The sequence below is a fragment of the Mangrovimonas sp. sgz306409 genome (assembly GCF_059735265.1).
Map to the genome: position 1 here is coordinate 13,290 of NZ_JCAPEU010000006.1, position 26,368 is coordinate 39,657.

A 26,368-nucleotide genomic window follows, 5' to 3' on the forward strand; every position below is an offset into this window, starting at 1 on the left:
TTGTCATTCTATCTGTCCAAACCTTCAATGATGTATAACATACTTCCTTCATTTGAAGTACTTGAAGCATTAGCCATTGAATCTGTAAAACCATCGTTTTCCCATCCGTGGTTTTGAGTAATCACCAAGAAAGTATCGTCTTTTCCAACAGTTTCAGAAATGTCGATCATCCCAGTAATTTCCCAAGCGGAAGTTGCTGAACCATATCCTAAACCTTCTGCAGTTTCTTGGTCACATTCCAATACCACTTTTAAAGCTCCCGTATTCAAGTTATATTGATACAATCTAGCGTAGTGCGTTTTATCGGCAGTGTCGTAGTATCCATTTGGATCTTCTTGGATATACGCGTAGTTTTCAGTTACTACGATGTTATCAGGACTGTGGAATGATTTTGCTTTTCCGCTTAATTTATCACCATCCAATACACAAGTAATCGTACCAGCACCAGTTGGATCGTTAGGGTTCATGGTTACTTTATACACACGACCATAGAAAGTTCCTTTACCTTCCAAGTCTGGCTTGCTACGTCCCGTTACACAAAAATAGATTTCTCTATTGTTGTCTGCAGAACCTCTTCTCCAATCGATATCTTCCAATCTAGAGAATCCCATTACTCCTTTGTTTTTAGCCTCTGCATCCAACAAATCCAATTGCGTTTCTTCCAATTCAACAAACTCCATAGCATAAGATTGTCCTTCAACCATATCCATTTCAAAAGTCACATTTGCATCTGTAACTTTAAGTCCGTATAAAGAACCACCTTCCAAGTCTCCTTGGTTTCCAACGTACATTCCCAACTGTCCTGAAGGTACCGTATTATCAGAATGGTCGTCTCCAATAAATACTACCGTTTTCCCTGGGTAGGCATCTTTACCAATAGCTACTGCATTTTCAGTAGACCACTGCCCCATTGCTGTAAGCATTTGAGCTGTAGAAGCCCCTCCAGTACTTTTGAAAGGATCCGTTAAGAATACACCATTGGAAGATCCACCCCATTCACCACCTGACAAATATAAAGGACCAAAACCGTGTTCTTCGGGAGTAATCAACGATCCTGAACATTGCGCAGTAGATGCCGTAGCTTGAGCATTCAAAATGTACTCACCTCCTACAGGCTTAAAAGTTTCATCCAAAGTAATTCTTGCAATGGAATAGTCGGCTTCTATATTGTTTATTAAAGTGAATGTATCATCCGCGTTTTTGATTAGCCCAGCGCCATCTGCCATAGAGCCGTACACGAAATTTGGAGTGTTTGCCAATTGATCTTCCGATGTCAACAAGTTATAAATGTTTACATCTGAAAACTCTGGGGTCAATTTCAATAATACTGGAGATTGAGAATGCGATTGCAAAACCACCTCATTTTTTGGTTCATTATTGGAACCGTCATCATCATTACATGACATAAAGGACAAAAGCCCTAGGCCAACACAAGCAAATTTGTAATAGTTGTTCATTTTCATGTTTTTTTAAAAGTTTTCACAAATGAACAACGGCAAGGTAAGAATAACCTTAAGTCAGATTTAAGATAAATTCACTAAAGTGTTAATAGTGTTATGCTTATGTTAATAATTGGAATTAAAACAAATAAGCTCTTTTCTCTTGAAAATAAAGGCAGTTTACCACCTTTTAAAACAACTATTTCCAAAGCCACCACTCTGCTTTCACCCCAAAGTAATAGCCCCAGCGTTTGGGCCCCGTGAACAACAAATAAGGAGAATACAGGTATTCTTTGGCAAAATTGTTATAACGAGCAAAAGACGCCACAAACCGAAAATGGGGTCTCGCCCAAATATCCCGAGCACCCGTAGGCACAAATACCGGCGCAATACTAAATTTGGTCATGCTTGCATTGGGATTGGTACCATCTTTACGTTGAGCATAGTGCAATTCTGCCAAAATATGAAAGTAATCGGTGATGTAGAATTCATTCCTGGTCCCAATGGCTAAATCCAATTTTCTGTTGAAAACCTCCTTACCAAAATAGGTCTCCGCAATATGATTGCTATCTGCTCCCCCTTTACTTTTGGTAAAAATCACATAACCATTCAGACTATAGAAATCGGAAATATTCAACATAGCCTGATTGACCACCGACCATGAATAGGCGCCTCTAAAATTTAAATCTTCCGCATTAGGTGCTCCAAAGGTATACCAAGTTTTAGATATCCCACCATCACCTCCATTGGCTATCCCTGAGCCATACCTGACCGCTAAATCGTTAAAAGAGCCCTCTCGAAGTTTTCTAAAACGCCTATGGTACCTTGCCCCAAACACCAAACCATAGTCTGATGGAAAATTCACGGCTTCTCCTACATCTCCAGGTTCGGTCAAATCGTTGTCCTCATCACCGCCACCCATATAATGCACCTCTCCAAGCGCCGTAATCATATTGTCCTTATTCAATTCAAAATCATGCTCGCCTATTACTACGGTGCGCTGCCTAAGCGCGGCACTAAGAGTCCCCGTTTCAATGTTCAAATAGAAATATGGTGGTAATGTAGAGGTAGTATCCACTGAAGCCACAAACACGGCTGCCATTCTCGACTTTTTATACTCTACGCCAAACCCTTGTCCAGAATGATCGTTGAAATAATAATGGTCGGCGATATGAACATCCGGACCTCTATACAATCGGGAACCAATCCATATATTTAAATCCTTTCCCTTAATATTCCTAGCTTCCGCATAAATCTCGGGTAAGGCGAAATTAAGGCCTCCCAAACTTGTAGTAGAACTATTTCCTATAGAAGTAAGGCTGGTAGCATAAACCGATAAGCGCATTTGCACATGGATGGTAGTACTATCACCTTTCTTGGGCTTGAACACAAAATTGGGAACCAGCTCCAAATAATCCTGCTCCTCCAACCTTCCGCCAATACTTCCCATATTGCTCAGGTTTAAACGTCTTCCTATAGATTCGCCATTCTCAAAAGACCAATCTACACCTACACGTCCATAGGATCCCAAATAAAAACTTTTGTTGGTCGTATATTCATAACTAATTTGGGCATTTAGCCAATAACAGCTTAAAAATGCCCAAACCCAAACCCCTAACTTCCCAAATGTCTGTTTTCCTTTAAATCGTATTCTTGTTTCATACATATTACTGTTGGTTCTTCAATTTAATGCTTCAATGCGTATCATTGTTGCATTATAAATATACACAACATTCATATACCATTCAAATCCAACTAATTACAAATCAATTTCACAACTTCATTTAGACTTCTATTTTTACAACATCATTTTAAAAGCTTTCTGCATAACTTTACAGAACCTAAACTTTTGAATACACCTCTATGAAGTCCAAAATAACTATCAAAAACAAACATGAAGGTCAATATTTGGCGGTTGCCGGCAGTAATTATCGTATTGTAATTTCTGGTGAAGACACCAACGGCGATTATGCGGTTATTGAAATGCTGGTGCCTCCAGGAGGCGGCCCACCTCCTCATGACCATCCGAACGCGCAGGAGCTATTTCATTTAACCGAAGGTGAATTGGAATTTAAAAGTGAAGAAGGTCATATTACCGTAAAAGCTGGAGAGTTTGTCACCATTCCATTCAATGGACCTATTCATTGCTTTAAAAACACCTCCAACAAAAATGCCCGACTCACCTGCACCATTATGCCTGCTGGTTTGGAAAATTTGTTTGTAGATATTGGAACGCCCGTAAAAGAAGGAGAGTTTTTGCCCCTTACCGAAGCTACACCAGAATATTTGGAGTTTATTAAGGAAATTGATAGAAAATACGAACAGAAAACCTATCCGTGGGAATATCTGGATTGATATTATTGTAAAAAAAAGAAAAGGATGGCTGCCCAGACAAATGTCCAGTTGTCAATAATGGAATTGAGAAACACTAAAGCCTACACTACTAATGGCAAAGAGCAAGTGTAGGCCCCATATTGATATAACTTTCTACAGATCGAAAAGAAATGTTGAAGGCAGCCATTTATTTATGGCCTTATCTAGATGTTAAGCCTCAACTATCTCTTTAAGTACCTCTACGATATAGTCTATTTCTTCTTTGGTGTTGTAACTACTGAATGAAAAACGAATGGAAGGTTTCTTCAAGTCTTCTTCAGACAATATTTGGGTTAATACATGCGATCCCAATGAACTTCCACTTTGGCAAGCACTACCTTTTGAACAGGCAATTCCTTTTAAATCCAATTGAAACTGCAATGTCAAAGCCTTTTCAGCAGATAATGGCAAACACACATTCAACAAGGTGTAGGTACTCTTTTCATCATCACCACAGTTCCCGTTAAAACTTACGCCTGGGATATGTTTTTCAACTTCAGATTTAAAGTAATTCTTTAAGTCTAAAATATAATTGCGTTCTTTATCCAAATGGTCATAGGCCATAACAAAAGCGGTTTCCAAACCTTTGATATTGTGAACAGGCTCAGTACCTGCTCTAAAACCGCGCTCTTGAGCACCTCCGAATATAAGAGGTTTCAAATGGCTATTCTTTCTTATAAAAGCAAACCCAATTCCCTTTGGTCCATGAAATTTATGGGCTGCAGCCGTCATAAAATCAATCGGCACATCTTGTACGTCCCATTCAAAATGTCCAATGGATTGTACCGTATCACTATGGAACAAAGCATTGTTTTCCTTACACATCAAGGCCACCTTTTTAACATCCAAAAGGTTCCCTATTTCATTGTTAACATGCATCAAGCTTACCAATTTCAAATCTTCAGAAGCTTGTAACAAACGCTCCAAATTCTCATAATCTGGAGTTCCACATTTTTGAAGTTTTACATATTCTACATTGATTCCGTATTCCTTCTCCAGTTCTTCGGCCGTATGCAGCACGGCATGATGCTCAATACATGACGTGATGATGGTTTTTACACCTGCATCCCTAACAGCACAACGTAAAATCATATTGTCTGCCTCGGTACCTCCAGAAGTAAAAATAATTTCTTGAGGCAGGGCGTTTAAGTATTTGGCAATGGTTTTTCTGGCTGATTCTATAATAGATTTTGAAGACCTTCCAAAAGCGTGGGTTGAAGAAGGATTTCCGTAGTTTTCAGATAACACTTTATGCATTTCTGTAATCACTTCGTCCCTAACCTTTGTGGTTGCGGCACTGTCAAAATATACTTGTTTCATGTTGTTTTGTTTATTGGTAATTCTTGGGAAATTGGCAATGGAATGCTTCCCCCTTCGCCAATCAGCCGCAAAAGTACAGGAAATAAAATTATTTCCCAGATGCCACGTTATAAATTAACAATTCTCTTATTTTTGTGACTCAAATTACCACTATGCGAAACTTTATATACCTTCTGTTTGTTGCCTTTTTTATAGTATCCTGTGATGATGGTGACATTCTTGACGTGGAACTTGATTTTGAAGACGAATTAACGCTCTGCCCGGAAACATCAGAGTCTTACCTATTATATAAAACCAAGGAATCTCCCTACGAATCCTTGAGCCTACTGTTTCCTTCCAACAGTACAAACGATGGTATTTTTAATCCTGAAGACGGTATTGTTGAAGGTTCAATGGCCATAAACGGGACAAACGTAAGATTTCATTACAGAACCTACGATAACAATCCCGAGAACTTTATCTGTAATTTAGTTCCTGATGAAACGGTTACCGTTACCAATAACTACGAGGCTACCTCGGGTACCGTTGAATACTATTCCACATTTTTAGACGATGATAATGATGGTATTCCTTCTTCTGTAGAAGATGCCAATTTAGACGGTGACAATGATCCTAGTACCAACCCAACCGATACAGATGGGGATGGTATTCCTGATTATTTAGATGAAGATGATGACAATGACAATGTGAAGACCAAAAATGAAGCACCAGATCCAAATGGCGATAATAATTTTGATGATGCTAGAGATACTGATGAAGATGGCACCCCAGATTACCTAGATAATGATGATGATGGGGATGGCATCCTTACGAGATACGAGGATGAAAATGGTGATAAAAACCCAGCCAACGATTTTGCTGTTGATGCCACCATTGCACGATACTTGGATAGCAATGCTCAAGATGAATTTCCACTTGATGAGTTTATTGAAAACACCTATACCAGAACCATTTCAATTTATTTTACAGTACATAATGTAGATATCACGGTATTGAGTACCGATGAAATAGATTTGGGAACTTATACCTTGGAAGTAGATTTCTCTACAGAGGAAGATTAAGGCTCTACATTCTGATAAATGTAAACTTCTGTAGCTCCCATGCCATATTTTTGGTAATCGGCGGCATAAAAGGTAACATTGTTATATCTGCCAAAAAGGTATTCCAATTCGGTTTTTAGAACGCCTTCTCCCACACCATGGATGAACACCACTTTTTGAATGCGCTTGCTAATGGCAAACTTCAATTGGCGTTCGGCAGTATCCAATTGTAGAGTCAACATTTCATGGTTGGAAAGCCTGTTGGGTTTGGGCGTTAATTGATGGATATGCAAATCCACTTCCATAGCTGGTAAATTACGCTCCTTAGGTTTGGTTCTTTGCGATTTTCTTTTCTGCGAAATTTCCTTCTCCTGAATCACTTCAAAAGCAGACTGCTCCGAAAACACTTCCGATTTTAATGATGCTTCAATAACAACAAGTTCATGAGCATAAAATTCCAATACAAAACCATCGGTGGTTTCTATTCCAAATAAATCACCCTTTTTCGTGGTGATGACACCTGTGATATCCTCATCCAACACCGAAACTTTGTCTCCAATCTTTAAACTCATGCGTCTAGGTCATTTTCGTCCGTATCGTCCTTTTCAAATTTACTTGGAATATTTTTAGATATTCCATAAATGCCGAGCATCAGCAATGCAACGCCGCCAATTAACACAAAAGTATTTTGCTTTTCTTGGGCTTGAGCGTAAAATGCCACAATCCCTCCAATAACTATAAAAATATAGTTGATGCGTTTTGGAATATTCATAATAAACTGCAATAAAAGAGGCTTCAAAAATACAGCTTTTAGAAGTAATATTAACAGCTTGACTTGCAATTCATTTACATTTTCATATATGAAAATACTTGCAATTTCATTTAAATAGCCTCCAGATTTCATACATTTGTTAGAAGTCATTACTAACAATTATGTCATCACTAGAGTCATTCATGCTACCCTGCCTTTGGAAGCAAACCTTCGGGATGGAATGCTTGGGCTGTGGTACGCAACGTGCCTTGGTACTGGTACTTCAAGGTGAATTTTCGGCAGCGTTTAAAATGTACCCTGCCATTTACACCTTGTTATTATTGGGAGTTTTTCTATTGGCGCATATTAAATACCAATTCAAGTACGGGCATAAAATTATTTTAGCGCTATTCATCCTGAATATTACAATTACCTTGATAAATTATTATTTAAAACACTTTTAACTTTAAACTAATCAACATGGAAAAACAAACTTTACCAAATTCAACCTTAATCTTAGTAATGGGAATCCTATCAATTGTAGGCTGTTGCTTTTATGGAATCCCAGGACTTATCTGTGGAATTATTGCTATTGTATTAGGTTCAAAAGCTACAAAACTTTACCAATCGGCTCCAGAAGAGTATTTGGGCTATGGCAATGTAAAAGCAGGAAGAATTATGGGTATTATTGGTGTTATTTTAAGCATCATTTCCATTGCTTACATAGCGTGGATCATTAGCTTTATTGGATGGGAAGCATTATCAAATCCAGAATTATTGCAAGAGCGTTTGCAAGAAATCCAACAAGGTTTGCCACAAGAATAACATCACTTCACACAATAAAAAATGCGACCAATTGGTCGCATTTTTTATTTATGACTTATCTGGATTAAGCTTCAAATTGCTTTAGTGTTTTGGTAATAATGTTTACACAATCCAATAATTGCTCCTCTGTCATTACTAAAGGTGGTGCAAAACGAATGATATTACCATGGGTTGGTTTTGCCAACAATCCATTATCGCGCAATGCCAAACAGATGTTCCATGCCGTATCGCTTTCCTCATCATCATTAATGACAATGGCGTTTAACAAGCCTTTTCCTCGCACCAAACTAACCAATTCACTGCTTGCAATGTACTTGTTCATTTCACTTCTAAACAATTGCCCCAATTCCTCGGCATTGGCAGCCAACTGTTCTTCTTCTATCACTTCCAGAGCAGCAATGGCAACTGCAGCCGCCACTGGATTTCCTCCAAAAGTACTCCCATGATTTCCAGGTTTTATAACATCCATGACGCTGTTATTAGCCAATACCGCGCTTACAGGATAGGCCCCACCACTCAAGGCTTTCCCTAAAATCAAAATATCTGGTTTTACATTTTCATGGTCTACCGCCAATAACTTTCCTGTACGGGCAATTCCTGTTTGTACTTCATCGGCAATAAATAGTACATTATATTGCTCACACAAAGCCTTGGCCTTAGCCAAATATCCTTCACTTGGAACATATACTCCAGCTTCACCTTGGATAGGTTCCACCAAAAATCCAGCGATATTTGGATTGCTTTTTAAAGCCTCTTCCAAGGCTTCTAAATTGTCATATGCAATCTTGATAAATCCTTTGGTATAAGGTCCAAAATTCTCACGCGCTACAGGATCGTTTGAAAAAGAGATGATAGTAGTGGTACGTCCGTGAAAGTTATTTTCACAAACTACAATTTCGGCATCATTTTCATGAATTCCCTTCACTTCATAAGCCCATTTTCTACATAATTTCAAAGCTGTTTCCACAGCCTCTGCTCCCGTATTCATAGGAAGCAATTTATCGAAACCAAAGTACTCACAGGCAAACTTTTCATATTTCCCCAAAACATCATTGTAAAATGCTCTTGAAGTCAAGGTTAATGTTTGCGCCTGCGCTACCATAGCCCCTACAATTTTTGGGTGACAATGCCCTTGGTTGACTGCAGAATACGCCGATAAAAAATCATAATATTGTTTCCCTTCAACATCCCAAACATGCACACTTTCACCACGACTCAAAACCACTGGAAGTGGATGGTAATTATGAGCTCCATAGTTGTTTTCTAAATCAATTGCTTGCTGGGACGTCATTTGGTCTAAAACCGCCATTTTATTTACTTTTAATTAAAATATTTGCAATTCCTTCTTTCAGGAGAGAAATCATCCGTCTTTGTAGTGGCTGCAAATTACTAAATCTTGTCCTATTTTTGGAATTTTTACCGGCATTTATTCTATTTTTGCCACATGTCAAGAAGAAACAAAAAGCAGGTATTTACCAACGTAGAAGTGATAGATGCCGGGGCCAAAGGCAAACTGGTTGCCAAGGCGCCAGACGGTAAAGTGATATTTTTGTCTAATGCCGTTCCAGGTGATGTGGTAGACATCCAAACCTATAAAAAGAGAAAGGCTTACTATGAAGGTAAAGCCATTGCATTCCATAAATTATCCGAGAAACGCAGCGAACCAAAATGTGAGCATTTTGGGGTTTGTGGTGGCTGTAAATGGCAGGATATGGATTACCAATACCAATTGGAATACAAACATAAAGAGGTTGAAAACAACTTGAGACGTATTGGGCATATAGAACTGCCTGAAGTCACTCCTATTTTAGGATCTTCAGAACAATATTTCTACCGAAACAAAATGGAATTCTCCTTTAGCGATAGCAGATGGCTTACTCAAGAAGAAATCCAATCTGATGAAGATTTGGGCGACAAAAATGCCTTAGGATTTCATATTCCAGGGATGTGGGACAAAATTTTGGACGTGAAGAAATGTTGGTTGCAGGGAGACCCTTCCAACGCCATACGCAATGAGGTGAAATCCTTCGCCATTGCCAACGGCATGGAGTTTTTCAACACTCGTAACCAAGCTGGATTTTTGCGTTCGCTCATGATTCGGACTTCCACAACGGGAGACCTTATGGTCATGATTCAATTCTTTCAGGAGGATAAAGCGAAGAGAGAATTGTTGTTGGATCATTTGGCTGAAACCTTCCCTGAAATTTCCTCATTGCAATACGTGATCAACGAAAAAGCAAATGATACCATTTATGACCAAGAAGTAATTTGCTACAAGGGTGAAGATCATATTTTTGAACAAATGGAAGACCTAAGGTTTAAAATCAACGCAAAGTCGTTTTACCAGACCAATTCCAAGCAAGCTTATGAGCTTTACAAAATTGCCCGTGAATTTGCCAACCTTAAAGGAGACGAACTCGTTTACGATTTGTATACAGGTACAGGAACCATTGCACAATTTGTGGCCAAAAAAGCTAAAAAGGTTGTGGGTGTAGAAGCGGTTCCAGATGCCATAACAGCTGCCAAGGAAAATGCACAATTAAACGGCATTGAAAACGTTGACTTCTATGTGGGCGATATGAAAAATGTATTTAACGATGCCTTCATCAGCCAACATGGCCATCCAGATGTAATCATTACCGATCCGCCACGTGACGGAATGCACAAGGATGTGGTTCAGCAAATATTAAATATTGCTCCGGAAAAAGTAGTGTATGTAAGCTGTAACAGTGCCACACAAGCTAGGGATTTGGCCTTAATGGATGATGCCTATAAAGTAACCAAGGTACAAGCGGTAGATATGTTTCCGCAGACCTACCATGTAGAAAATGTTGTACTTTTAGAACGCCGAAATTAATAAGGCACCCTAATTCTGCTAATCAGAACATCTAACTATGGTAAGATATTTAAAAATTGTATGTCCGCTTTTAGCCATCCTGGGATACCTTGTTATAGGTTGCGAAAAAGATGACATATGTGCCGAAACCACGGCTACCACTCCTCATTTGATTATTCGTTTTTACGATGTCAATAATCCTACAAATACGCTTTCTGCAAGAAAACTTACCGTAAAAGGTGAAGGTTTGGATGAGGAAATTGTCACCAATACAACTACAGACTCTATACTATTGCCTTTGAACTTTCAAGAGGAAGGCATCACAGCCATTTCTAGATTTGAATTAAAAATAAACACCGATTACGACAGCGACACTGAGGAAAACACTGCTTCCAATACCGATATTATTGAAGTTAACTATACTCCAGAGTTTGTCTACGTTTCCAGAGCTTGTGGTTATAAAAGTACCTTTGCCGGAACAGAAATAGATGTAGATGAAACCAACGATGAGGACATTTGGATCATTAACGCCGTAACCGTAAACACAACCATAGAAAATGAAACAGCAGCGCACATCAACATTTATCATTAAAATATTGGTTTTGCTGTTGTTCCCTTTATTAGCAACAGCTCAAGAGGAAAAAGACTCTATCAGCAACGACACTTTAGTTTACAAACAGAAATACGGCCTACGAATAGGGGCTGATATCAGCAAACCCATTCGTAGTTTGATTGATGAGTACTATTCTGGGTTTGAAATTATGGGAGATTATCGTCTCACTCAAAAATTATATTTGGCTGGCGAGATAGGCACCGAAGAAAAAACCACCAAAACCAATTTTTTGGATGTCACTACCAAAGGAGGCTATTTTAAGGCTGGGGTTGATTATAATATGTACACCAACTGGTTGGATATGCAAAATATGATCTATGCAGGTTTTAGAGTTGGTGCCAGCACCTTTAGCCAAACTGTAAACAGTTATACCGTTTATAATGCCGATCAATATTGGAGCAATCCATACACCTCTTACGACTCTCAGGAATTTGATGGCTTGACAGCGTTTTGGGGAGAACTTATTATTGGAATAAAAGCCGAAACCTTTAAAAATTTGTTTATTGGTATCAACGCCCAACTAAAGGGACGTATCACCGAAACTGAACCAGGAAACTTTGAGAACATCTACATCCCTGGTTTCAACAGAACATACGACAGTGGTGCTTTCGGAATGGGGTTTGGCTATTCCATTTCTTATCTAGTTCCCATATTCAAGAAAGACAAAAAAGTAATCCAAGAAGAAGAATAACATATTCTATTTCATATACATTTATTAAAGAGGGCCTATTTGGCCCTCTTTTCTTTACAATAATTCTAAACCATTAACAAACAGCATTTTACGCTAAAATCATTACCTTTAAGCTTCTATTTTTAACAAAAACACCACCATTATGAAAAAGTTAAAAAAATTAGTTTTCGTTTTTGCACTTAGCATGTTTGCCTTATCTGCCTATTCCCAAACTGAGAAAGACAGAAAAATTATTATCGATGCTGAAAAGGCCCAAATTGAAATGTTGGAACATTCTCCGGATTTAAAAAAGTATTTTGAAACCTCTGCTGGTTATGTCATCTTCCCAAATGTTGGTAAAGGAGGACTTATTGTTGGAGGGGCTTCGGGAAATGGTGTGCTCTATGTTTCTGGTGTGGCACAAGGAATGGCCAGTGTAAAAGAAATCAATATTGGTGCCCAAATTGGAGGACAGGCACTTATTGAAATCATCTTTTTTGAAACTGCCAATGCTCTAGATGAATTCAAGAAAGGTGACTTTAAGTTTGATGCTGGCATCTCTGCAACAGCTTTAACCATGGGCCAATCCCTAGATGCCAAATACACCGATGGTGTAGCTGTGTTTACCCATACCAAAGGAGGTTTGATGGCTGAAGTGTCTGTTGGAGGCCAAATATTTAACTACAAAGGATTTTAGAACTATGATACAAACAAAAAAGCGTTTCAATTATGAAACGCTTTTTTTATAACATATCTAGTTTATCAATTAGGACATATACTTTCCTTTTTTACTGCCTTCGTACATCACATATTTCACAAGCTTAGATTCCAACTTGGCATTGTACAATTGAATTTTTCTGGAAGGCCTTAACCCTACAAATTTCAAGGCGTCCAAATTAGACGTAATAAACCAAGCATCGGTTCTAGGATAGCTTTGCTTCAGCGTGTCCCCTATCGATTTGTAAAAACTTTCCATTTCTATATCCAAACGCTCGCCGTAAGGTGGATTGAACAACATGTGGAGTTTCTCATTTCCTGCCTTTTGGGTTTTAAAGAAGTCCTCATGCTTTATGGTAATAAACTCTTCCAAGTGGGCATTTTTCACATTGTCCTTGGCCTTGTTCACTGCGCTTGGTGATTTGTCGTAACCTATAATTTTATGGTGAAAATCACGTGTCTTTTTCAATAGGGACTCTTCAATGGTTTCAAACAAATCGACATCCCAATCCTGCCAACGCTCAAAAGCAAATTCCTTACGCATTAGATTTGGCGGAATGTTACAAGCTATCATCGCTGCTTCAATTAAAATAGTCCCACTACCACACATTGGGTCCATTAAATCGGATTGGCCGTCCCAACCGGATAGCATTACCAACCCAGCTGCAAGCACTTCGTTAATTGGGGCAATGTTCGTGGCTGTCTTATACCCTCTTCTATGCAAAGATTCTCCAGAAGTATCCAAAGATATGGTACATTGCTGACGATCTATATGCACGTTGATTTTTAAATCAGGAAAACGCAAATCCACACTTGGACGATGTCCTGTAGTGTTTCTAAATTTATCTACAATGGCATCCTTTGTTTTAAGGGCAATGTATTTGGAATGTGTAAACGTTTGGGAGTGTACAGTAGCATCAATAGCCAAAGAGCCAGTAGACTTCATATAATTTTCCCAAGGCATTTGATAGATTTTATCATACAAATCCTGCTCACTCACCACCCGAAACGACTTGATAGGTTTCAAAATCTTTATAGCTGTGCGCAACGCCAAGTTAGCCTTATACATGAACCCCTTGTCTCCCACAAAGCTTACATTACGTACGCCTGGTTTCACCTCTTGGGCTCCAAGTTGTGTCAATTCATTAGCCAACAGTTCTTCAAAGCCAAATAAGGTCTTGGCTACCATCTTAAAATTATTCTCCATAGTTTACTCCAAATAGATTGCAAAAATAAAGTATTTTTGTGGCACATAATAGCATTATGTAAATAGGTTGAAACCACAATCAACCAAGGTAACATCAAATGTTCCTTTTCTCTTGAAATATTTATGACAAAAGATACAACACAATGGTATACGTCATGGTTTGACACGCCTTTTTACCATATACTCTACAAAGACAGAAACCACCATGAAGCACAACGCTTTATGGACAATCTTACCAAATACTTAAATCTTTCGCCCGATTCCAAAATTTTGGATTTGGCCTGTGGGAGAGGTCGCCACTCCAAGTATTTGAATTCATTGGGGTATGATGTTACAGGAATTGACCTTTCCGAAAACAGCATAGCCTATGCCAAACAATATGAAACCGAAACGCTTCGTTTTAAGGTTCACGATATGTGCACGCCTTATGAAAAGGAGTTTGATGCCGTATTGAATCTTTTTACAAGTTTTGGCTATTTTGATGAAGATGCTAGTAATCTAGCTACCATTACCGCCATCAAGAACAATTTGAACACCTACGGTTTGGGAGTGATTGACTTTATGAACAGTGATTACGTTATTTCGAACCTTGTTCCTGAAGAAACCAAAACCATGGAAGGTATCGATTTTCATCTTAAACGTTATGTAAAAGACGGTTATATCTATAAGGATATTTCATTTACACATGAAGGGCATGACTACAACTTCCAAGAACGAGTAAAAGCCTTTTCTTTGGAAGATTTTGAAGCGCTTTTTGAAGAAGCCGGTGTGTATTTGTTGGATGTTTTTGGCGATTACAATTTGCGAAAATTCTACAAAGGCACCTCCGAACGTCTAATCATGATTTTTAAATAATTGTATCTTGCTAGTATGATTTATCAATATCTCTTGCCCATAATTGCTGTATTGTCTGGTATAGGCATTGTTATTGTCACAAAAAAAAGCAATACCCTCAACACAAAATTGTTATTGGCTTTTAGCGGGGCCTTTTTATTAGCATTGACCCTTTTTGAATTACTTCCCGAGGTATATGAACATTTGGAAGCCAAACAAACAGGCCTCTTCATCATGTTCGGAATATTATTCCAAGTGATATTGGAGTTCTTTTCTAAAGGTGCCGAACATGGCCACGTACACGTTCACAAACATGAACATGCATTTCCTTGGGCTTTATTTATCAGCTTGTGTATCCATAGTTTTTTTGAAGGATTTCCAATCCACGAACACAACGATATGGTCTATGGAATTTTAGTCCACAAAATCCCAATTGCCATTGTCATAACTGGCTTTTTATTGCATTCGCACTTTAGCAAACTTCAAATTATAGCATTCCTATCCATTTTCGCCATCATGACACCTTTGGGAACTTTATTGTCTCAAAGCTGGGAGTTGATCGCAGATTATATCACGATGATCAATGCTATTGTAATTGGAATATTTTTCCATATTTCAACTACCATTTTGTTTGAAAGTGACGAAGGCCACAAGTTTAGCGTTACCAAACTATTTGCTATCTTGTTTGGGATTGCCATAGCTTATATGATTTAAGAATACAGAAACAGCATTATCCATGTTTAGCAAAGAAGAATCGAGATTGATACGTCAGGAGTTTTGGACCAGTTTTGGAAAATCCTTCCCAAGAAAGTGGATTCTGTACGATACCAAAATTAAGGAGTTCAGTTTTAAATTTCATTTTGACACAAAAAAAGCTTTGGTCTCTCTGGATGTTGAAGGCGATTTGGAAAACCGCATTACCTATTGGGGACAATTGGAATCCTTAAAGACCATTTTATTGGAAGACTATTTACCTGAAGCTATTTTTGAAGAAGAACACCTATTGGAAAATGGTAAGGAAATTTCCAGAATCTATGTGCCTTTAGAGCAGAAAGTCTCCATTCACAACAAAAACACTTGGCAGGATGTGATGGTGTTTTTCAATACCACCATGGACCGATTTGAAGCATTTTTTGAAGATTTCAAGGACGTTATTAAGTTGGATTAACCAATCTATATTACGTAAAGAAAAATCATAAAGAAATGGCTAATGGCACCAGCCAATACAAAAAGGTGCCAAATCACGTGGTTGTAAGGAATCCTATCTATTGCATAGAAAATGATGCCCAAGGTGTAAAAAAGTCCTCCTGCAAACAACAATGTTAAACCGCTACTGGATACTTGTTCGGTTAAAGCAGAAAAATCAAAAACAATCAACCAGCCCATCACCAAATAAAGGATTACCGAAAAAACTTCAAAGCGGCCTGTAAAAAACAGTTTCAAGAAGACTCCAAAAGCCGCAATCCCCCAAACCACCCAAAACAAAGGCCACCCCAAACTATGTGGCAAGGCAATTAAAAGTACGGGAGTGTAGGTTCCTGCAATAAGCAAATAAATGCTTATATGGTCCATAATCCTAAAATAGTGTTTCTTCTGCTCTTCCCTAATGCCGTGATAAAAGGTAGAAGCCAAAAATAGGACGATAATGGAAACACCATAAATTACCACACTGAAGAGTCCCCAAGGAATAGTGGAACTGCAAAAGACAATTAACAACACAAGGCCTATAATTCCTAGTATTGCCCCAAAGGCATGGCTACTGGCGTTTAACTGTTCTTCAAAGTGTGTTTGTTTTCGCATGGACTCATCTAATTTTTCACGTTGGTTACCGTCCATTTATCAGTAAGGTCATAGTAGTCAAAATCGATAGCTGGTTCTTGACGAATCAACTGCCCATTTTGAAAGGCGCGTTCCAGAATGTCTTCTATTAAATAATCTTCCTTCACATTCATGGGATCAAATTCTTCCTTCAAGGAAATATCAAACAACCGCGCGGTGTTTTGAAACCAAAAGGCACGCCAACTATTGCGGAGATCCTTTATCAAATCGAAAGTAGTGCTTCCCGTTTGTCGATGGATGAGTTTTACCAAAATTTGCCCTTCGGTCCTGGTCAACTTTTTAAGTTCTGCTGAAAATTCATCCTCAATATAATGCTGAACCATTTTGGCGTATTTCTTTTTATCTCGATTGTTATCCAATTTGCCAATACGCTCGTTAAGGGCTACCAATCGCTCTGCCGCCAATTTGGCATAAGGATATACTTTTATGGTTTTTCGTTTCAGGATCAAGTAGCGCTTCCTGGCTTCTTTATCATCAAACTTTAGTTTGTGTAGTAAAATGACTTCATGTAAATCTATGGAAGTACGCGGGATGGAATCTCCTTCCACAATAATATAATCCACCTGTGTAGAATCTTGTTCTACAGGTTTCACTTGCGCCCATATGGCCAAGGGACAACTAACCATTATGTAGCAAAGCCACTTCATAGACAATTTTTAAATCCAAAACCATTCCAAATATAACAGAAAGTGCCTTTGGTAAAGGAATATTCTAATTCTACAGGTTTTAAATGTTAGGGTAAAATTAATAATTTACAGTCTCTAAAACCTTAAAATACTATTAATATTATATAACAGCCTTATTTATTGATGCCATAAAAAAACCATAAGCAATGCTTATGGTTTTCCATAAATGGCTTACAACTTTTTCCGGTTGTCGTTACTGTTCGTATCAATCAACTTGTTGTAAGGGTCTACACCTACTTCAACAGGTTTTTCGTCTACTATAATTGAGATATGATTGTCTATTTGGGTAATCTTTTGCTTTTTCAAATAGAGCCCTGTTTCCTTTTTAACGCCATCTACTTCCTCTTCTCCAAAAATTCCAATATCGATATAATCGGCCAACGGCACAGAATATTCCGGTTTCTTCATAGTTTCCGATTGGTATTGTAAAGAATCCTTCCCGTTATCTGAAAAGAAGCGCTTTCCCTTTTCGTCATTTCTATATTTACTCACCTGAAAATGAATATCAACCTGGTATTTTCCATTTTCCAACTCTGTAGAAGTGACATCTGCCACTCTATTTTCATAAAGGGTAATGGTTTCAAACATGTCTTTGATAACATATTGCAAACTATCTGGAGTAACCTCTTTGATATAATCCACCATTTCCACGGAAGTCGTATAAGGCGCTTCTTGAAACTTCACCTTCTCCACATAAGCTTTCAAGGCATTGTTAAGTTGCTCTTCGCCTATATAATCGCTTATAGCATAGAACACCAAAGAGCCTTTTTGGTAACGGATATAGCCTTGCCCATCGTTATACATCAATGGTTTTTCGCGTTTGGACTCAAAAGTTCTTTGGGTTAAATAATCATCTAAAGCCTCTTTTAAAAACTTGCGCATTTGGCTCTTGCCCTGTTGATGTTCCAACACTTTCAACGACACATACTCCGATAAACTTTCGGACAACATGGTAGCTCCCAACACATCGGCACCAATCACCTGATGTGCCCACCATTGGTGCGCCACTTCATGCACCGTAATGGCAAATGGATAATCTACCCCGCCTCCTTCTGTTTCATCCACATCGGCAATAAACCCGACTCCTTCCGAAAACGGAATGGTATTAGGAAAGGACTGCGCAAAGCTGCCTCCTGTTCTCGGGAATTCTATAATGCGTAATTGTTTATGCTGATAAGGCCCAAAATTCTTCGTGTTATAATCCAATGAAGCTTTCATTCCCGCCATCATGCGGTCCAAATTGTACTCGTGACCTTTGTGGTAATAGATTTCCAAATTCACATCCTTCCATGTATCCTTCTTCACTTCATATTCAGCAGAATTGAATGCGTAAAAATTCAAGATTTTACTGTCCATTTTATAATGGAAATAACGACGCCCATTTTCGGTCCATTCCTTTTGTAAATATCCGGGGGCAATCGCTATTTGATCTTCAGAGGTACTAACTGTTGCTTCAAAATCTACCCAATCCGAATCTTTGGCGATATAAGTATTGCCCAATGCCGTAGAATCGGTTGGCATTGGCTTAAGCTCGTTTGGAGGCAAATCGTACTTCTCTCTTGTTTTGTTGTCTTGCAACTCTCCGCCATTATATCCCAGATTTGGAAAAATCTGAAAGTTATTGATAAACGTCCCATTATGTCTTACAGGCGAATTCTTTTCCAACAAACTATTGGGTTTATTCTTTACCGTAAAACTCAAGGTAAGACTATCGCCAGGCAGCATAGGCTGCTTCAGCTCATAGATATCGAAATTGTAGATAGTATCTTCAGACACCAATGTGTTAGGCTTATCAAATTCAAACGTACTTGGATACGAATTGTGGTTTACAAAAATGCTATCGATGGCCACATCGGTTTTATTGACCATTACATATTCCCCGGAAGCATCAAAATCGAGTTTCTTTGGAAAAATATTCACATTGGCCTTCACCGCAACAATTCGAGGCTGTGCGGCATTCTCATATTTCTTATAAGTCTTCTCCCATTCCACAGTCCTAAGCTCTGATTCTTTGGAAGAAATTCGGGTATTCAAAATATTGTTCTGATAGTAAATTCGGAATCCGAGTGCCAAAAAGCCAATTACAAATACTGAAAGTAACATGGTCATTTTAGGCGTCAATCTGCTTTTGGCAATTTGTATGCGCTCCTTAAATGAATCTGGTAATCCTCTTACCCAAAATAGCGCCGTAAATACCAATAGCACCAAACCGCAGAGCAACCAATACAGTTTGTAAATCATGTAAAGACCAAAAGAATCCCCATAACCATTCATATCGGAATACGCATATCCAGGGCCTTGGTTATATTTAAAAATAGCCTGCTCCACTCCAGCCAAACTCAACAATGGCATACCTATAGCCAATACAATCAGTACAAACAGCCCCAAGTAAGGATTTCTCATAAGTGTTTGCACAAACATTGACAAAAAAGCCCAAATGGCATAGCTAATGAAACTCAACACAAACAGTTCGTACACATAATGCCCAATTTCAAAATTGTAATAACCATTATAGATTTGAAACAACATTCCAGACGCCATGATAATGGCCAACATCACCAACTGCATTTTTAACAAGGCAATGAATTTAGACAGGAACAACGTCCAGTTAGGAATAGGCGTTACATCAATTAAATCTTCCATTCGGGTGATATTACCTCGGTGTACCAACAAACCTGCATACAAAAATGTACAGATGTTGATAGCAATCACAAATGCCGAACCGCCATTCAACATTTTCCACGTAACGGGTAAGGTAGGTGTTCCGAAGAGGTTGCCAATTTCAGAAAGTGAAATCAAAACAATGATCAAACCAACAATCAATATGCTAATAAACGGCCAACTTTTAACAATGTAGAGAAACTCCATATTGGACAATTTCCAAGTGGTTTTTAGGTTTTGAAGAAAGGAATAATCAAAACTCACCTTTGGAAGGTTGATTTTGGTAATGCCTCCAAAATTCCGTTTAACCGAGCGTTCTCCCTTATCTTTTTTAAATGAAAAACTAACAGCGTTTTGACTAAAGGAAAAGAATTTGTAAACCAATCCAAAGATTAAAGAGGCAATCCCCAACCATAACAAACGGTTATAGATGATGAGCCCTTTAAAAGGCAAATGCCATTCGTTCTGTTCGGCAACGGTCCAATATCTTACATAATAATCTGCTGCAGAAGCGCCATAAGGATCCAACATGGCGGCTAAGGCCCTATTATCGGGATCTGACAATAAACCTTCCATCAAACCTTGAACAAAAATCAAAAGTACGATGGTGATAAAGCCCGCTGCAATATTTCGGGTGAAGGTTACTACAGCAAAAACAATGGCCCCAAACAGCAATACATTCGGTAGAATATAAACCAAATAGGTATACAAATAGGATTGCAAATCGAAAGGCGCCACCAGCTCAGAATTGGTTCCAGGAAACCTGAACCCAATAAACATACCGATACCTATAACAAATACAATTCCCGTTACCACCACAATGGCACTGAAAAATTTGGCAAACAAATAATTGGCCTTGCTAAACGGGTAGGAATACAAAATGGTATGCATTTCACTCTTATAATCCCTGTAAATGGAAATTCCAATTATGGATGGAAACAAAAAGAAAATAAAAATGGTTAAAGCATTGTACAGATTAAAAATTCCGATGGGAGAATTGACAATTCGTGAAGACCCCATGGTAACCGTGACACTGTCAAAAATTCCTGCCGATGCAGACGCCATAAAAAAGGCCAACACAAAAAATATGGCAGCGTATATATAAGTGGCTGGCTTTTTTAGCCAATAACGAAGTTCGTGTGTAAATATCGTGAAGAACATAGATGTATTTTTAAATTAGAAAATGACAAGACTTTCCTGTTTGCTTAGGAAACTATTGGTTCGTCCTGTTTCAAGGCTATAAAATATACATCGTCCAATTGCGGTTCGGCAGCGACAAAATCATCGGCTGGAAGTGTGTCTGAATGCACCCGAATATTCAAGGTATTATCTTCATTGTAATTAGAAGAAAGTACATTGTACAGAGCTTCCATTTGCTCCAACTCATCACGCTCTACAACTTTGGTCCAAACCTTTCCTCTTAGTGATTCCCTTGCTTGGGTTGGTGTAGCTTGCATTAAAATTTTTCCGCCATTTAAAATAGCCATATCGGTGCACAATTCCTTTACGTCCTCCACAATATGAGTTGAAAAAATCACGGTACAGTTAGTCCCTACTTCCCTTAAAACATTTAAAAATCGGTGTCTTTCTGCTGGATCCAACCCTGCAGTAGGCTCATCTACAATAATAAGTTTAGGATTGTTCAATAACAACTGTGCAATCCCAAAACGCTGCTTCATACCTCCTGAATAACCCGCAACATGTTTCTTTCGTACATCATACAGATTGGTAATTTCCAATACCTCCCTAACCAAGGCATTTCGTTCCACTTTGGAAGACACGCCTTTTAAAGTGGCAAAATAATCCAAAAGTGCTTCGGCCGACATTTTAGGGTATACGCCAAACGATTGCGGCAAATATCCAAGCACTTTTCGCAATGCCATTTTATCATCCAACACATTGATGTCTCCAAACATAATAGAGCCGGAATCTGGACTCTGAAGGGTAGCTATGGTTCGCATTAAAGATGACTTTCCCGCTCCGTTTGGCCCCAATAAACCAAACATTCCGGTGCCTATTTCCAGGCTTAAATTATCAATGGCTTTTACCCCATTTTTATAGGTTTTAGTAAGATCTTTAATGACTAATTTCATAGGTATATTATTTAGCAGTTCTGTTTTAGAGGTTATAAGTGTAAAAATATAAGGTTTTGTTACAAAAAATAGTTTTACTAATGTTGAAACTGAAGAAATCCTAGTATTTTTACGGAAATCTAACAACTAATATCTATGGCAAACGACAGCTTACTCAATAAAAAATCATTAGAATTTCTAGAAAAATATTTAAACAATGCATCTCCAACAGGTTACGAATGGGAAGGCCAAAAACTTTGGATGGACTACCTAAAACCTTACGTGGATGAATTCATTACTGACACCTACGGAACTGCAGTGGGAGTTATCAATCCTGAAGCCAAATACAAAGTGGTTATTGAAGGACACGCCGATGAGATTTCTTGGTATGTAAATTACATCACTGACAACGGTTTGATCCACGTCATTAGAAATGGTGGTAGCGATCACCAAATTGCACCGAGTAAAATTGTTAATATCCACACGAAAAAAGGGATTGTAAAAGGGGTTTTTGGTTGGCCTGCTATCCACACTCGAGATAAAGCCAAGGAAGAAACACCAAAGATAGAAAACATTACTATAGATGTTGGAGCCAAAGACAAAGCCGAAGTTGAAAGTATGGGGGTTCACGTGGGATGTGTGATTACCTATCCAGATGAATTCCACATCTTAAACGGCGATAAATTTGTATGTCGTGCCTTAGACAACCGAATGGGAGGTTTTATGATTGCTGAAGTGGCCCGTCTATTAAAAGAAAACAAAAAGGAATTACCTTTCGGACTCTATATCACCAATTCAGTTCAGGAAGAAATTGGATTGCGCGGTGCTGAAATGATTACCGAAACCATCAAACCAAATGTGGCCATTGTTACCGATGTAACTCACGATACCACAACGCCAATGATCGACAAAAAGAAAGAAGGTCATTTGGAATTAGGATTGGGACCTGTAGTGGCTTATGCACCCGCAGTACAACAAAAATTACGCGATTTAATTACTGATACTGCCGAAGCTAACAAAATTCCGTTCCAAAGATCAGCCTTATCGCGTGCAACAGGAACCGACACCGATGCTTTTGCCTATAGTAATGGCGGTGTAGCCTCTGCACTTATTTCCTTACCGTTGCGCTATATGCACACCACTGTGGAAATGGTACACAGAGACGATGTTGAAAACGTCATTCGATTGATTTACGAAACCCTATTACAAATAAAAGACGGAGAAACATTCTCATATTTTAATTAACTTATTCCCGCGAAAGCGGGAATCTTGTTTATATACAGCATGGACGAACTTATAGATATTGTAACCAAAGAAGGGACACTTACAGGAGCCTCCTGTCCAAAATCTGAAATTCATACCAAAGGGCATTACCACAATACAGCACACCTTTGGCTATACACCAAAAATGGAGACATTTTATTGGCTCAACGCAGTTTTGAAAAAGCCATTTGCCCGGGCATGTGGGATGTTTCCGTGGCAGGTCATGTAGATGCAGGCGAAAGTATTGAAGATGCCGCCATTCGTGAGACTCAGGAAGAATTAAGCCTTGACCTCAAACAAACCGACCTAGATAAAATTGGCGTTTTTGAGTGCTTTCAGTCCTACCCTTTTGGTATTACGGATAATGAATTTCACCACACTTATATCGCCGAATTACAGGTTCCTTTGGAAATTTTAAAGCCCCAACCCGGTGAGGTGGAGGCTTTAAAATTGGTAGATATCGCCACCTTTAAAGAGCTTTTAAAAAATAGCGGCAACAACGATCATTTTGTGCCTTCCAACCGGGCCTACTACGAAACGGTTTTGGAAGCTATTATAAACCGTCAATAACCCAAAATTGATGCAATTACTTCTTATGGCCACGGCGCCAGTATTCATTATCATTCTTTATGTTTACTTAAAGGACAAATACGAAAAAGAGCCCAAACATCTTTTACTGTTCAGTTTTTTACTTGGAAGCATCGTGAGTATCATCATCACCAGCATCCTGTATTTTGGTTTTGACATGATACTCCCTCTCAATAATAGCTACAGCATTTTTGAGCAATTTATAAAGGCCTTTTTTGTGGTTGGGCTTACCGAAGAATTCAGTAAATACATTATTGTGCGCTATTATGCCCAAACCAAAGCCGATTTCAACGAACCCTACGATGGCATTATGTACAGCGTTATGGTTTCCATGGGATTTGCTGCTACAGAAAATATCATGTATGTTTTGGAAGGAGGTTATCAAATTGCATTGATCAGGGCATTTTCAGCAGTTCCTGCACATGCCACCTTTGGAATTATCATGGGCTATTTTATGGGGAAAGCAAAATTCTCAAAAAGCCGTATCAAGTTGAATTTTGCTGGCTTGTTTTTTGCGATTCTGTTCCATGGCGCTTACGATTTCTTTCTGTTCATCCATTTTGTTCCTGGCATTTGGATTGGGGCTGTCATCTCATTGTTATTGGGAATTGTCCTCTCCAGAAAAGCCATAAAAACCCATCAGGAAAATTCCAAATTTAAAGTCCCAAAATAGCGATTGGGCAGCATTCTTTTTGTTAATTTAGTACTATGAAAAATACCATAGCCGAACGTATTGCCGACTTTTTAAAACGCTTCCCTCCTTTTGATTTGGTGAAGAAATCGGACCTTTTGGAAATTGCCAAACAAGTAACTATTACCTATTTGGAAAAGGGAAAAGTGATCTATGAAAAAGACAGCCCTTTACAGGACCATTTTTATATCATACACAAAGGTGCTGTAGTATTGATAAAAGGCAATTATGGCTCTTCGGAAGTTATTGACAAATTTGACGAAGGTGACGTTTTTGGGCTTCGGCCATTGTTTGCCCAAGAAAATTATGCCATTACTTCCGTTACCGATGAAGAATCCATCCTTTATGGTATTCCTATTGAACTGTTCAGGCCTTTGGCTGCCAAAAACAAAAACATCGGTAATTATCTTATAGAAAGTTTTGCTTCCCATACCGAAAATCCGTTCACCAAAAAACACCATTTGGAGTTTTTTTCGGAAAGCACAGCCAGTGTTGAAGCTAGCAGTAACCTCTTTGAATTACAGCCAATAAAATACACTAAGAAGATTGTGACGGCTGCTCCTAATACCAGAATCAAGACCATTGCCAAAATGATGGACGAACATAATATAGGGTCTGTGATTATAGAAGAGAACGACCTGCCAATTGGGATGATCACCGATAAGGATTTACGCAAAAAAGTGGTGACCGGGCTTCATACCATTAACGAAAGTGCTTCCAAAATAATGAACAGTCCTGTGCTTTGTTACCCTAAAAATATTACCATTGCACAGGCCCAAATTTCCATGATGAAGCATCAAATTGGGTATTTGTGTATCACCGAAGATGGCACGCCTAACAGCAGGATTATCGGTTTGGTTTCAGACCATGACATAGTGTTGTTACAGGGAAATAGCCCTTCGGTGTTAATGAAAGCTATTCAGCGTTCAAACAACACCAAAGACCTCAAACGCATCAGGGAAAACATCACTCTTTTGCTTAGAGGGTATATCAAGTCCAATATTCCGCTTACACATACCAGTAAAATCATTTTTGAGCTTAACGATGCTACCATAAAACGGATCATTGAGCGTTGTTTGGAAAAGATGAAAGAAGAACCTCCAGTGAAATTCGCTTGGATGTCTTTAGGAAGTCAAGGCCGTAAGGAACAATTACTTCAGACCGATCAGGACAACGCCATTATTTTTGAAAATGTAAGCGCTGATCGTTTGGAAGACGTAAGAGCCTACTTCCTTAAATTGGCTAAAAGGGTCAACAAACGTCTGAATACTGTTGGATTTGATTTTTGCAATGCCGATATGATGGCGAAAAACCCAAGATGGTGTTTAAGTCTCGATGAGTGGAAAGCCCAATTTACCGAATGGACTACCAATACTGGAAATGATGAAATATTACTCTCTTCCATCTTTTTCGATTTCGATATCAGTTTTGGGGATGCTTCGTTAACCAATGCTTTGGCGGAACATACCTTAAAAATCACAAAGAACAACTCCTTGTTCATGTCCAAATTGGGTACCAATGCCTTGAGAAGTGCCTCTCCTTTAGGCTTCTTCAGACAGTTTTTGGTAGAAAGTGACGGTGAATACAAGGACTTCTTCGACATTAAAAAACGTGGTTTAATGCCACTTATAGATGCTGCAAGATTATTGACGTTGAACTATCAAATCAAAACCATCACCAATACGGGAGAACGTTTTGAAAAATTGGCAGAACTGGTTCCTGAAAACAAAGAACTCTTTTTAGCCTGCTCCTATTCTTTTAAGGCTATTTTGAAATTTAGGACCAAACATGGTCTCATCAATAACGACGATGGACGTTTCATTAAATTGGAAACCATGACAAAAGAGGAAAAATTGAAATTAAAACGTTGCTTTAAAACCATTAACAACGTTCAGGAATATATCAAAATGCGCTTTAACCTAGGTCACCTTTTATAATCGTGC

The 26,368-nt window shown here is 38.6% G+C and carries 26 protein-coding genes; 15 read left to right on the plus strand and 11 right to left on the minus strand.

All coding sequences use genetic code 11. From position 1 onward, the window contains the following. Nucleotides 1-8 precede the first annotated feature (8 nt). Both AC6I5C_RS11145 and AC6I5C_RS11150 read right to left on the minus strand, forming a co-directional pair. Nucleotides 9-1,457, minus strand: a complete 1,449-nt coding sequence (locus AC6I5C_RS11145; protein ID WP_497905218.1) for an alkaline phosphatase PhoX — start codon at nucleotides 1,455-1,457, stop codon at nucleotides 9-11. A gap of 181 nt (nucleotides 1,458-1,638) precedes the next feature. Further along, on the minus strand, nucleotides 1,639-3,105 hold the full coding sequence (locus AC6I5C_RS11150; protein WP_497905219.1) for a carbohydrate porin: 1,467 nt from the start codon (nucleotides 3,103-3,105) through the stop codon (nucleotides 1,639-1,641). A gap of 197 nt (nucleotides 3,106-3,302) precedes the next feature. On the opposite strand from AC6I5C_RS11150, the gene AC6I5C_RS11155 reads away from it, so the two are divergent. Further along, nucleotides 3,303-3,794, plus strand: a complete 492-nt coding sequence (locus tag AC6I5C_RS11155) for a cupin domain-containing protein (RefSeq protein WP_497905220.1) — start codon at nucleotides 3,303-3,305, stop codon at nucleotides 3,792-3,794. 189 nt (nucleotides 3,795-3,983) lie between these two features. Here AC6I5C_RS11155 and AC6I5C_RS11160 read toward each other — a convergent pair whose 3' ends face one another. Beyond that, the gene (locus AC6I5C_RS11160; protein WP_497905221.1) at nucleotides 3,984-5,132 is read right to left on the minus strand and encodes a cysteine desulfurase family protein; all 1,149 of its coding nucleotides are present in this window, start codon (nucleotides 5,130-5,132) and stop codon (nucleotides 3,984-3,986) included. A gap of 152 nt (nucleotides 5,133-5,284) precedes the next feature. Here AC6I5C_RS11160 and AC6I5C_RS11165 point away from each other — a divergent pair, with 152 nt between their 5' ends. Beyond that, the gene (locus tag AC6I5C_RS11165) at nucleotides 5,285-6,193 is read left to right on the plus strand and encodes a hypothetical protein (protein WP_497905222.1); all 909 of its coding nucleotides are present in this window, start codon (nucleotides 5,285-5,287) and stop codon (nucleotides 6,191-6,193) included. Here AC6I5C_RS11165 and AC6I5C_RS11170 read toward each other — a convergent pair. Continuing rightward, nucleotides 6,190-6,744 carry a DUF8465 domain-containing protein gene (locus tag AC6I5C_RS11170; protein WP_497905223.1) on the minus strand — a complete coding sequence of 185 codons (555 nt, stop codon included), beginning with the start codon at nucleotides 6,742-6,744 and terminating at the stop codon, nucleotides 6,190-6,192. The two genes, AC6I5C_RS11165 and AC6I5C_RS11170, sit on opposite strands and share 4 nt — an antisense overlap. Continuing rightward, a complete protein-coding gene (locus AC6I5C_RS11175) occupies nucleotides 6,741-7,094 on the minus strand; it encodes a hypothetical protein (protein WP_497905224.1) in 354 nt (117 codons plus the stop codon). The genes AC6I5C_RS11170 and AC6I5C_RS11175 overlap by 4 nt, the downstream gene beginning before the upstream one ends. A gap of 11 nt (nucleotides 7,095-7,105) precedes the next feature. On the opposite strand from AC6I5C_RS11175, the gene AC6I5C_RS11180 reads away from it, so the two are divergent. Both AC6I5C_RS11180 and AC6I5C_RS11185 read left to right on the plus strand, forming a co-directional pair. Further along, complete coding sequence (locus AC6I5C_RS11180) at nucleotides 7,106-7,387, plus strand: DUF2752 domain-containing protein (protein WP_497905225.1); 282 nt, start codon at nucleotides 7,106-7,108, stop codon at nucleotides 7,385-7,387. A gap of 16 nt (nucleotides 7,388-7,403) precedes the next feature. Then, a complete protein-coding gene (locus AC6I5C_RS11185) occupies nucleotides 7,404-7,748 on the plus strand; it encodes a CCC motif membrane protein (protein WP_053977747.1) in 345 nt (114 codons plus the stop codon). 64 nt (nucleotides 7,749-7,812) lie between these two features. On the opposite strand, the gene rocD is transcribed toward AC6I5C_RS11185, so the two are convergent. Further along, the gene (rocD, locus tag AC6I5C_RS11190) at nucleotides 7,813-9,057 is read right to left on the minus strand and encodes an ornithine--oxo-acid transaminase (protein WP_497905226.1); all 1,245 of its coding nucleotides are present in this window, start codon (nucleotides 9,055-9,057) and stop codon (nucleotides 7,813-7,815) included. Between the two features lie 135 nt (nucleotides 9,058-9,192). On the opposite strand from rocD, the gene rlmD reads away from it, so the two are divergent. The 4 genes from rlmD (at nucleotide 9,193) to AC6I5C_RS11210 (ending at nucleotide 12,564) form a co-directional block, all read left to right on the plus strand. After that, nucleotides 9,193-10,605 carry a 23S rRNA (uracil(1939)-C(5))-methyltransferase RlmD gene (rlmD, locus tag AC6I5C_RS11195; RefSeq protein WP_497905227.1) on the plus strand — a complete coding sequence of 471 codons (1,413 nt, stop codon included), beginning with the start codon at nucleotides 9,193-9,195 and terminating at the stop codon, nucleotides 10,603-10,605. Nucleotides 10,606-10,642: 37 nt separating this feature from the next. Further along, a complete protein-coding gene (locus AC6I5C_RS11200) occupies nucleotides 10,643-11,176 on the plus strand; it encodes a DUF6452 family protein (protein WP_497905228.1) in 534 nt (177 codons plus the stop codon). After that, entirely contained in the window at nucleotides 11,142-11,888 is a 747-nt protein-coding gene (locus AC6I5C_RS11205; RefSeq protein WP_497905229.1) for a DUF6048 family protein, read from the plus strand. The genes AC6I5C_RS11200 and AC6I5C_RS11205 overlap by 35 nt, the downstream gene beginning before the upstream one ends. 142 nt (nucleotides 11,889-12,030) lie before the next feature. Next, nucleotides 12,031-12,564: a lipid-binding SYLF domain-containing protein gene (locus AC6I5C_RS11210; RefSeq protein WP_497905230.1), complete on the plus strand. Its 534-nt coding sequence runs from the start codon at nucleotides 12,031-12,033 to the stop codon at nucleotides 12,562-12,564. A 69-nt stretch (nucleotides 12,565-12,633) separates the two neighbouring features. Here AC6I5C_RS11210 and AC6I5C_RS11215 read toward each other — a convergent pair whose 3' ends face one another. Beyond that, a complete protein-coding gene (locus AC6I5C_RS11215) occupies nucleotides 12,634-13,791 on the minus strand; it encodes a THUMP domain-containing class I SAM-dependent RNA methyltransferase (protein WP_497905231.1) in 1,158 nt (385 codons plus the stop codon). A 123-nt stretch (nucleotides 13,792-13,914) separates the two neighbouring features. On the opposite strand from AC6I5C_RS11215, the gene AC6I5C_RS11220 reads away from it, so the two are divergent. Genes AC6I5C_RS11220 through AC6I5C_RS11230 form a run of 3 tightly spaced genes read left to right on the plus strand, consistent with a single transcriptional unit; the run spans nucleotide 13,915 to nucleotide 15,793 of the window. Next, nucleotides 13,915-14,646 (plus strand): class I SAM-dependent methyltransferase, encoded by a 732-nt coding sequence (locus tag AC6I5C_RS11220; protein WP_497905232.1) that lies wholly within the window; start codon nucleotides 13,915-13,917, stop codon nucleotides 14,644-14,646. A gap of 18 nt (nucleotides 14,647-14,664) precedes the next feature. Next, nucleotides 14,665-15,339, plus strand: coding sequence for a ZIP family metal transporter (locus AC6I5C_RS11225; protein ID WP_497905398.1), 675 nt, complete (start codon nucleotides 14,665-14,667; stop codon nucleotides 15,337-15,339). Nucleotides 15,340-15,361: 22 nt separating this feature from the next. Further along, nucleotides 15,362-15,793 carry a DUF4268 domain-containing protein gene (locus AC6I5C_RS11230; RefSeq protein WP_497905233.1) on the plus strand — a complete coding sequence of 144 codons (432 nt, stop codon included), beginning with the start codon at nucleotides 15,362-15,364 and terminating at the stop codon, nucleotides 15,791-15,793. Nucleotides 15,794-15,798: 5 nt separating this feature from the next. Here the strand turns inward: AC6I5C_RS11230 and trhA are convergent, their stop codons facing one another. The 4 genes from trhA to AC6I5C_RS11250 form a co-directional block, all read right to left on the minus strand. After that, the gene (trhA, locus tag AC6I5C_RS11235) at nucleotides 15,799-16,425 is read right to left on the minus strand and encodes a PAQR family membrane homeostasis protein TrhA (protein ID WP_497905234.1); all 627 of its coding nucleotides are present in this window, start codon (nucleotides 16,423-16,425) and stop codon (nucleotides 15,799-15,801) included. Nucleotides 16,426-16,433: 8 nt separating this feature from the next. After that, nucleotides 16,434-17,111 (minus strand): DUF4294 domain-containing protein, encoded by a 678-nt coding sequence (locus tag AC6I5C_RS11240; RefSeq protein ID WP_053977737.1) that lies wholly within the window; start codon nucleotides 17,109-17,111, stop codon nucleotides 16,434-16,436. Between the two features lie 210 nt (nucleotides 17,112-17,321). Beyond that, entirely contained in the window at nucleotides 17,322-20,972 is a 3,651-nt protein-coding gene (locus AC6I5C_RS11245; protein WP_497905235.1) for an ABC transporter permease/M1 family aminopeptidase, read from the minus strand. A 44-nt stretch (nucleotides 20,973-21,016) separates the two neighbouring features. Next, nucleotides 21,017-21,904: an ABC transporter ATP-binding protein gene (locus tag AC6I5C_RS11250; RefSeq protein WP_497905236.1), complete on the minus strand. Its 888-nt coding sequence runs from the start codon at nucleotides 21,902-21,904 to the stop codon at nucleotides 21,017-21,019. A gap of 135 nt (nucleotides 21,905-22,039) precedes the next feature. On the opposite strand from AC6I5C_RS11250, the gene AC6I5C_RS11255 reads away from it, so the two are divergent. From AC6I5C_RS11255 to AC6I5C_RS11270, 4 genes are read left to right on the plus strand one after another with little or no spacing between them, the layout of a single operon-like run. Then, on the plus strand, nucleotides 22,040-23,128 hold the full coding sequence (locus AC6I5C_RS11255; protein WP_497905237.1) for a M42 family metallopeptidase: 1,089 nt from the start codon (nucleotides 22,040-22,042) through the stop codon (nucleotides 23,126-23,128). A gap of 39 nt (nucleotides 23,129-23,167) precedes the next feature. Then, nucleotides 23,168-23,716 (plus strand): NUDIX hydrolase, encoded by a 549-nt coding sequence (locus AC6I5C_RS11260; RefSeq protein WP_497905238.1) that lies wholly within the window; start codon nucleotides 23,168-23,170, stop codon nucleotides 23,714-23,716. 10 nt (nucleotides 23,717-23,726) lie between these two features. Beyond that, a complete protein-coding gene (locus tag AC6I5C_RS11265) occupies nucleotides 23,727-24,407 on the plus strand; it encodes a PrsW family intramembrane metalloprotease (protein ID WP_497905239.1) in 681 nt (226 codons plus the stop codon). Nucleotides 24,408-24,442: 35 nt separating this feature from the next. Beyond that, nucleotides 24,443-26,362: a DUF294 nucleotidyltransferase-like domain-containing protein gene (locus AC6I5C_RS11270; protein WP_497905240.1), complete on the plus strand. Its 1,920-nt coding sequence runs from the start codon at nucleotides 24,443-24,445 to the stop codon at nucleotides 26,360-26,362. The last annotated feature ends 6 nt before the right edge of the window (nucleotides 26,363-26,368 follow it).

Bases quoted from the DNA above. Each gene is read 5' to 3' on its own strand.
- AC6I5C_RS11145 (WP_497905218.1), bottom strand. From the start codon at position 1,457: ATGAACAACTATTACAAATTTGCTTGTGTTGGCCTAGGGCTTTTGTCC.
- AC6I5C_RS11150 (WP_497905219.1), bottom strand. From the start codon at position 3,105: ATGTATGAAACAAGAATACGATTTAAAGGAAAACAGACATTTGGGAAG.
- AC6I5C_RS11155 (WP_497905220.1), top strand. From the start codon at position 3,303: ATGAAGTCCAAAATAACTATCAAAAACAAACATGAAGGTCAATATTTG.
- AC6I5C_RS11160 (WP_497905221.1), bottom strand. From the start codon at position 5,132: ATGAAACAAGTATATTTTGACAGTGCCGCAACCACAAAGGTTAGGGAC.
- AC6I5C_RS11165 (WP_497905222.1), top strand. From the start codon at position 5,285: ATGCGAAACTTTATATACCTTCTGTTTGTTGCCTTTTTTATAGTATCC.
- AC6I5C_RS11170 (WP_497905223.1), bottom strand. From the start codon at position 6,744: ATGAGTTTAAAGATTGGAGACAAAGTTTCGGTGTTGGATGAGGATATC.
- AC6I5C_RS11175 (WP_497905224.1), bottom strand. From the start codon at position 7,094: ATGACTTCTAACAAATGTATGAAATCTGGAGGCTATTTAAATGAAATT.
- AC6I5C_RS11180 (WP_497905225.1), top strand. From the start codon at position 7,106: ATGTCATCACTAGAGTCATTCATGCTACCCTGCCTTTGGAAGCAAACC.
- AC6I5C_RS11185 (WP_053977747.1), top strand. From the start codon at position 7,404: ATGGAAAAACAAACTTTACCAAATTCAACCTTAATCTTAGTAATGGGA.
- rocD (WP_497905226.1), bottom strand. From the start codon at position 9,057: ATGGCGGTTTTAGACCAAATGACGTCCCAGCAAGCAATTGATTTAGAA.
- rlmD (WP_497905227.1), top strand. From the start codon at position 9,193: ATGTCAAGAAGAAACAAAAAGCAGGTATTTACCAACGTAGAAGTGATA.
- AC6I5C_RS11200 (WP_497905228.1), top strand. From the start codon at position 10,643: ATGGTAAGATATTTAAAAATTGTATGTCCGCTTTTAGCCATCCTGGGA.
- AC6I5C_RS11205 (WP_497905229.1), top strand. From the start codon at position 11,142: ATGAAACAGCAGCGCACATCAACATTTATCATTAAAATATTGGTTTTG.
- AC6I5C_RS11210 (WP_497905230.1), top strand. From the start codon at position 12,031: ATGAAAAAGTTAAAAAAATTAGTTTTCGTTTTTGCACTTAGCATGTTT.
- AC6I5C_RS11215 (WP_497905231.1), bottom strand. From the start codon at position 13,791: ATGGAGAATAATTTTAAGATGGTAGCCAAGACCTTATTTGGCTTTGAA.
- AC6I5C_RS11220 (WP_497905232.1), top strand. From the start codon at position 13,915: ATGACAAAAGATACAACACAATGGTATACGTCATGGTTTGACACGCCT.
- AC6I5C_RS11230 (WP_497905233.1), top strand. From the start codon at position 15,362: ATGTTTAGCAAAGAAGAATCGAGATTGATACGTCAGGAGTTTTGGACC.
- trhA (WP_497905234.1), bottom strand. From the start codon at position 16,425: ATGCGAAAACAAACACACTTTGAAGAACAGTTAAACGCCAGTAGCCAT.
- AC6I5C_RS11240 (WP_053977737.1), bottom strand. From the start codon at position 17,111: ATGAAGTGGCTTTGCTACATAATGGTTAGTTGTCCCTTGGCCATATGG.
- AC6I5C_RS11245 (WP_497905235.1), bottom strand. From the start codon at position 20,972: ATGTTCTTCACGATATTTACACACGAACTTCGTTATTGGCTAAAAAAG.
- AC6I5C_RS11250 (WP_497905236.1), bottom strand. From the start codon at position 21,904: ATGAAATTAGTCATTAAAGATCTTACTAAAACCTATAAAAATGGGGTA.
- AC6I5C_RS11255 (WP_497905237.1), top strand. From the start codon at position 22,040: ATGGCAAACGACAGCTTACTCAATAAAAAATCATTAGAATTTCTAGAA.
- AC6I5C_RS11260 (WP_497905238.1), top strand. From the start codon at position 23,168: ATGGACGAACTTATAGATATTGTAACCAAAGAAGGGACACTTACAGGA.
- AC6I5C_RS11265 (WP_497905239.1), top strand. From the start codon at position 23,727: ATGCAATTACTTCTTATGGCCACGGCGCCAGTATTCATTATCATTCTT.
- AC6I5C_RS11270 (WP_497905240.1), top strand. From the start codon at position 24,443: ATGAAAAATACCATAGCCGAACGTATTGCCGACTTTTTAAAACGCTTC.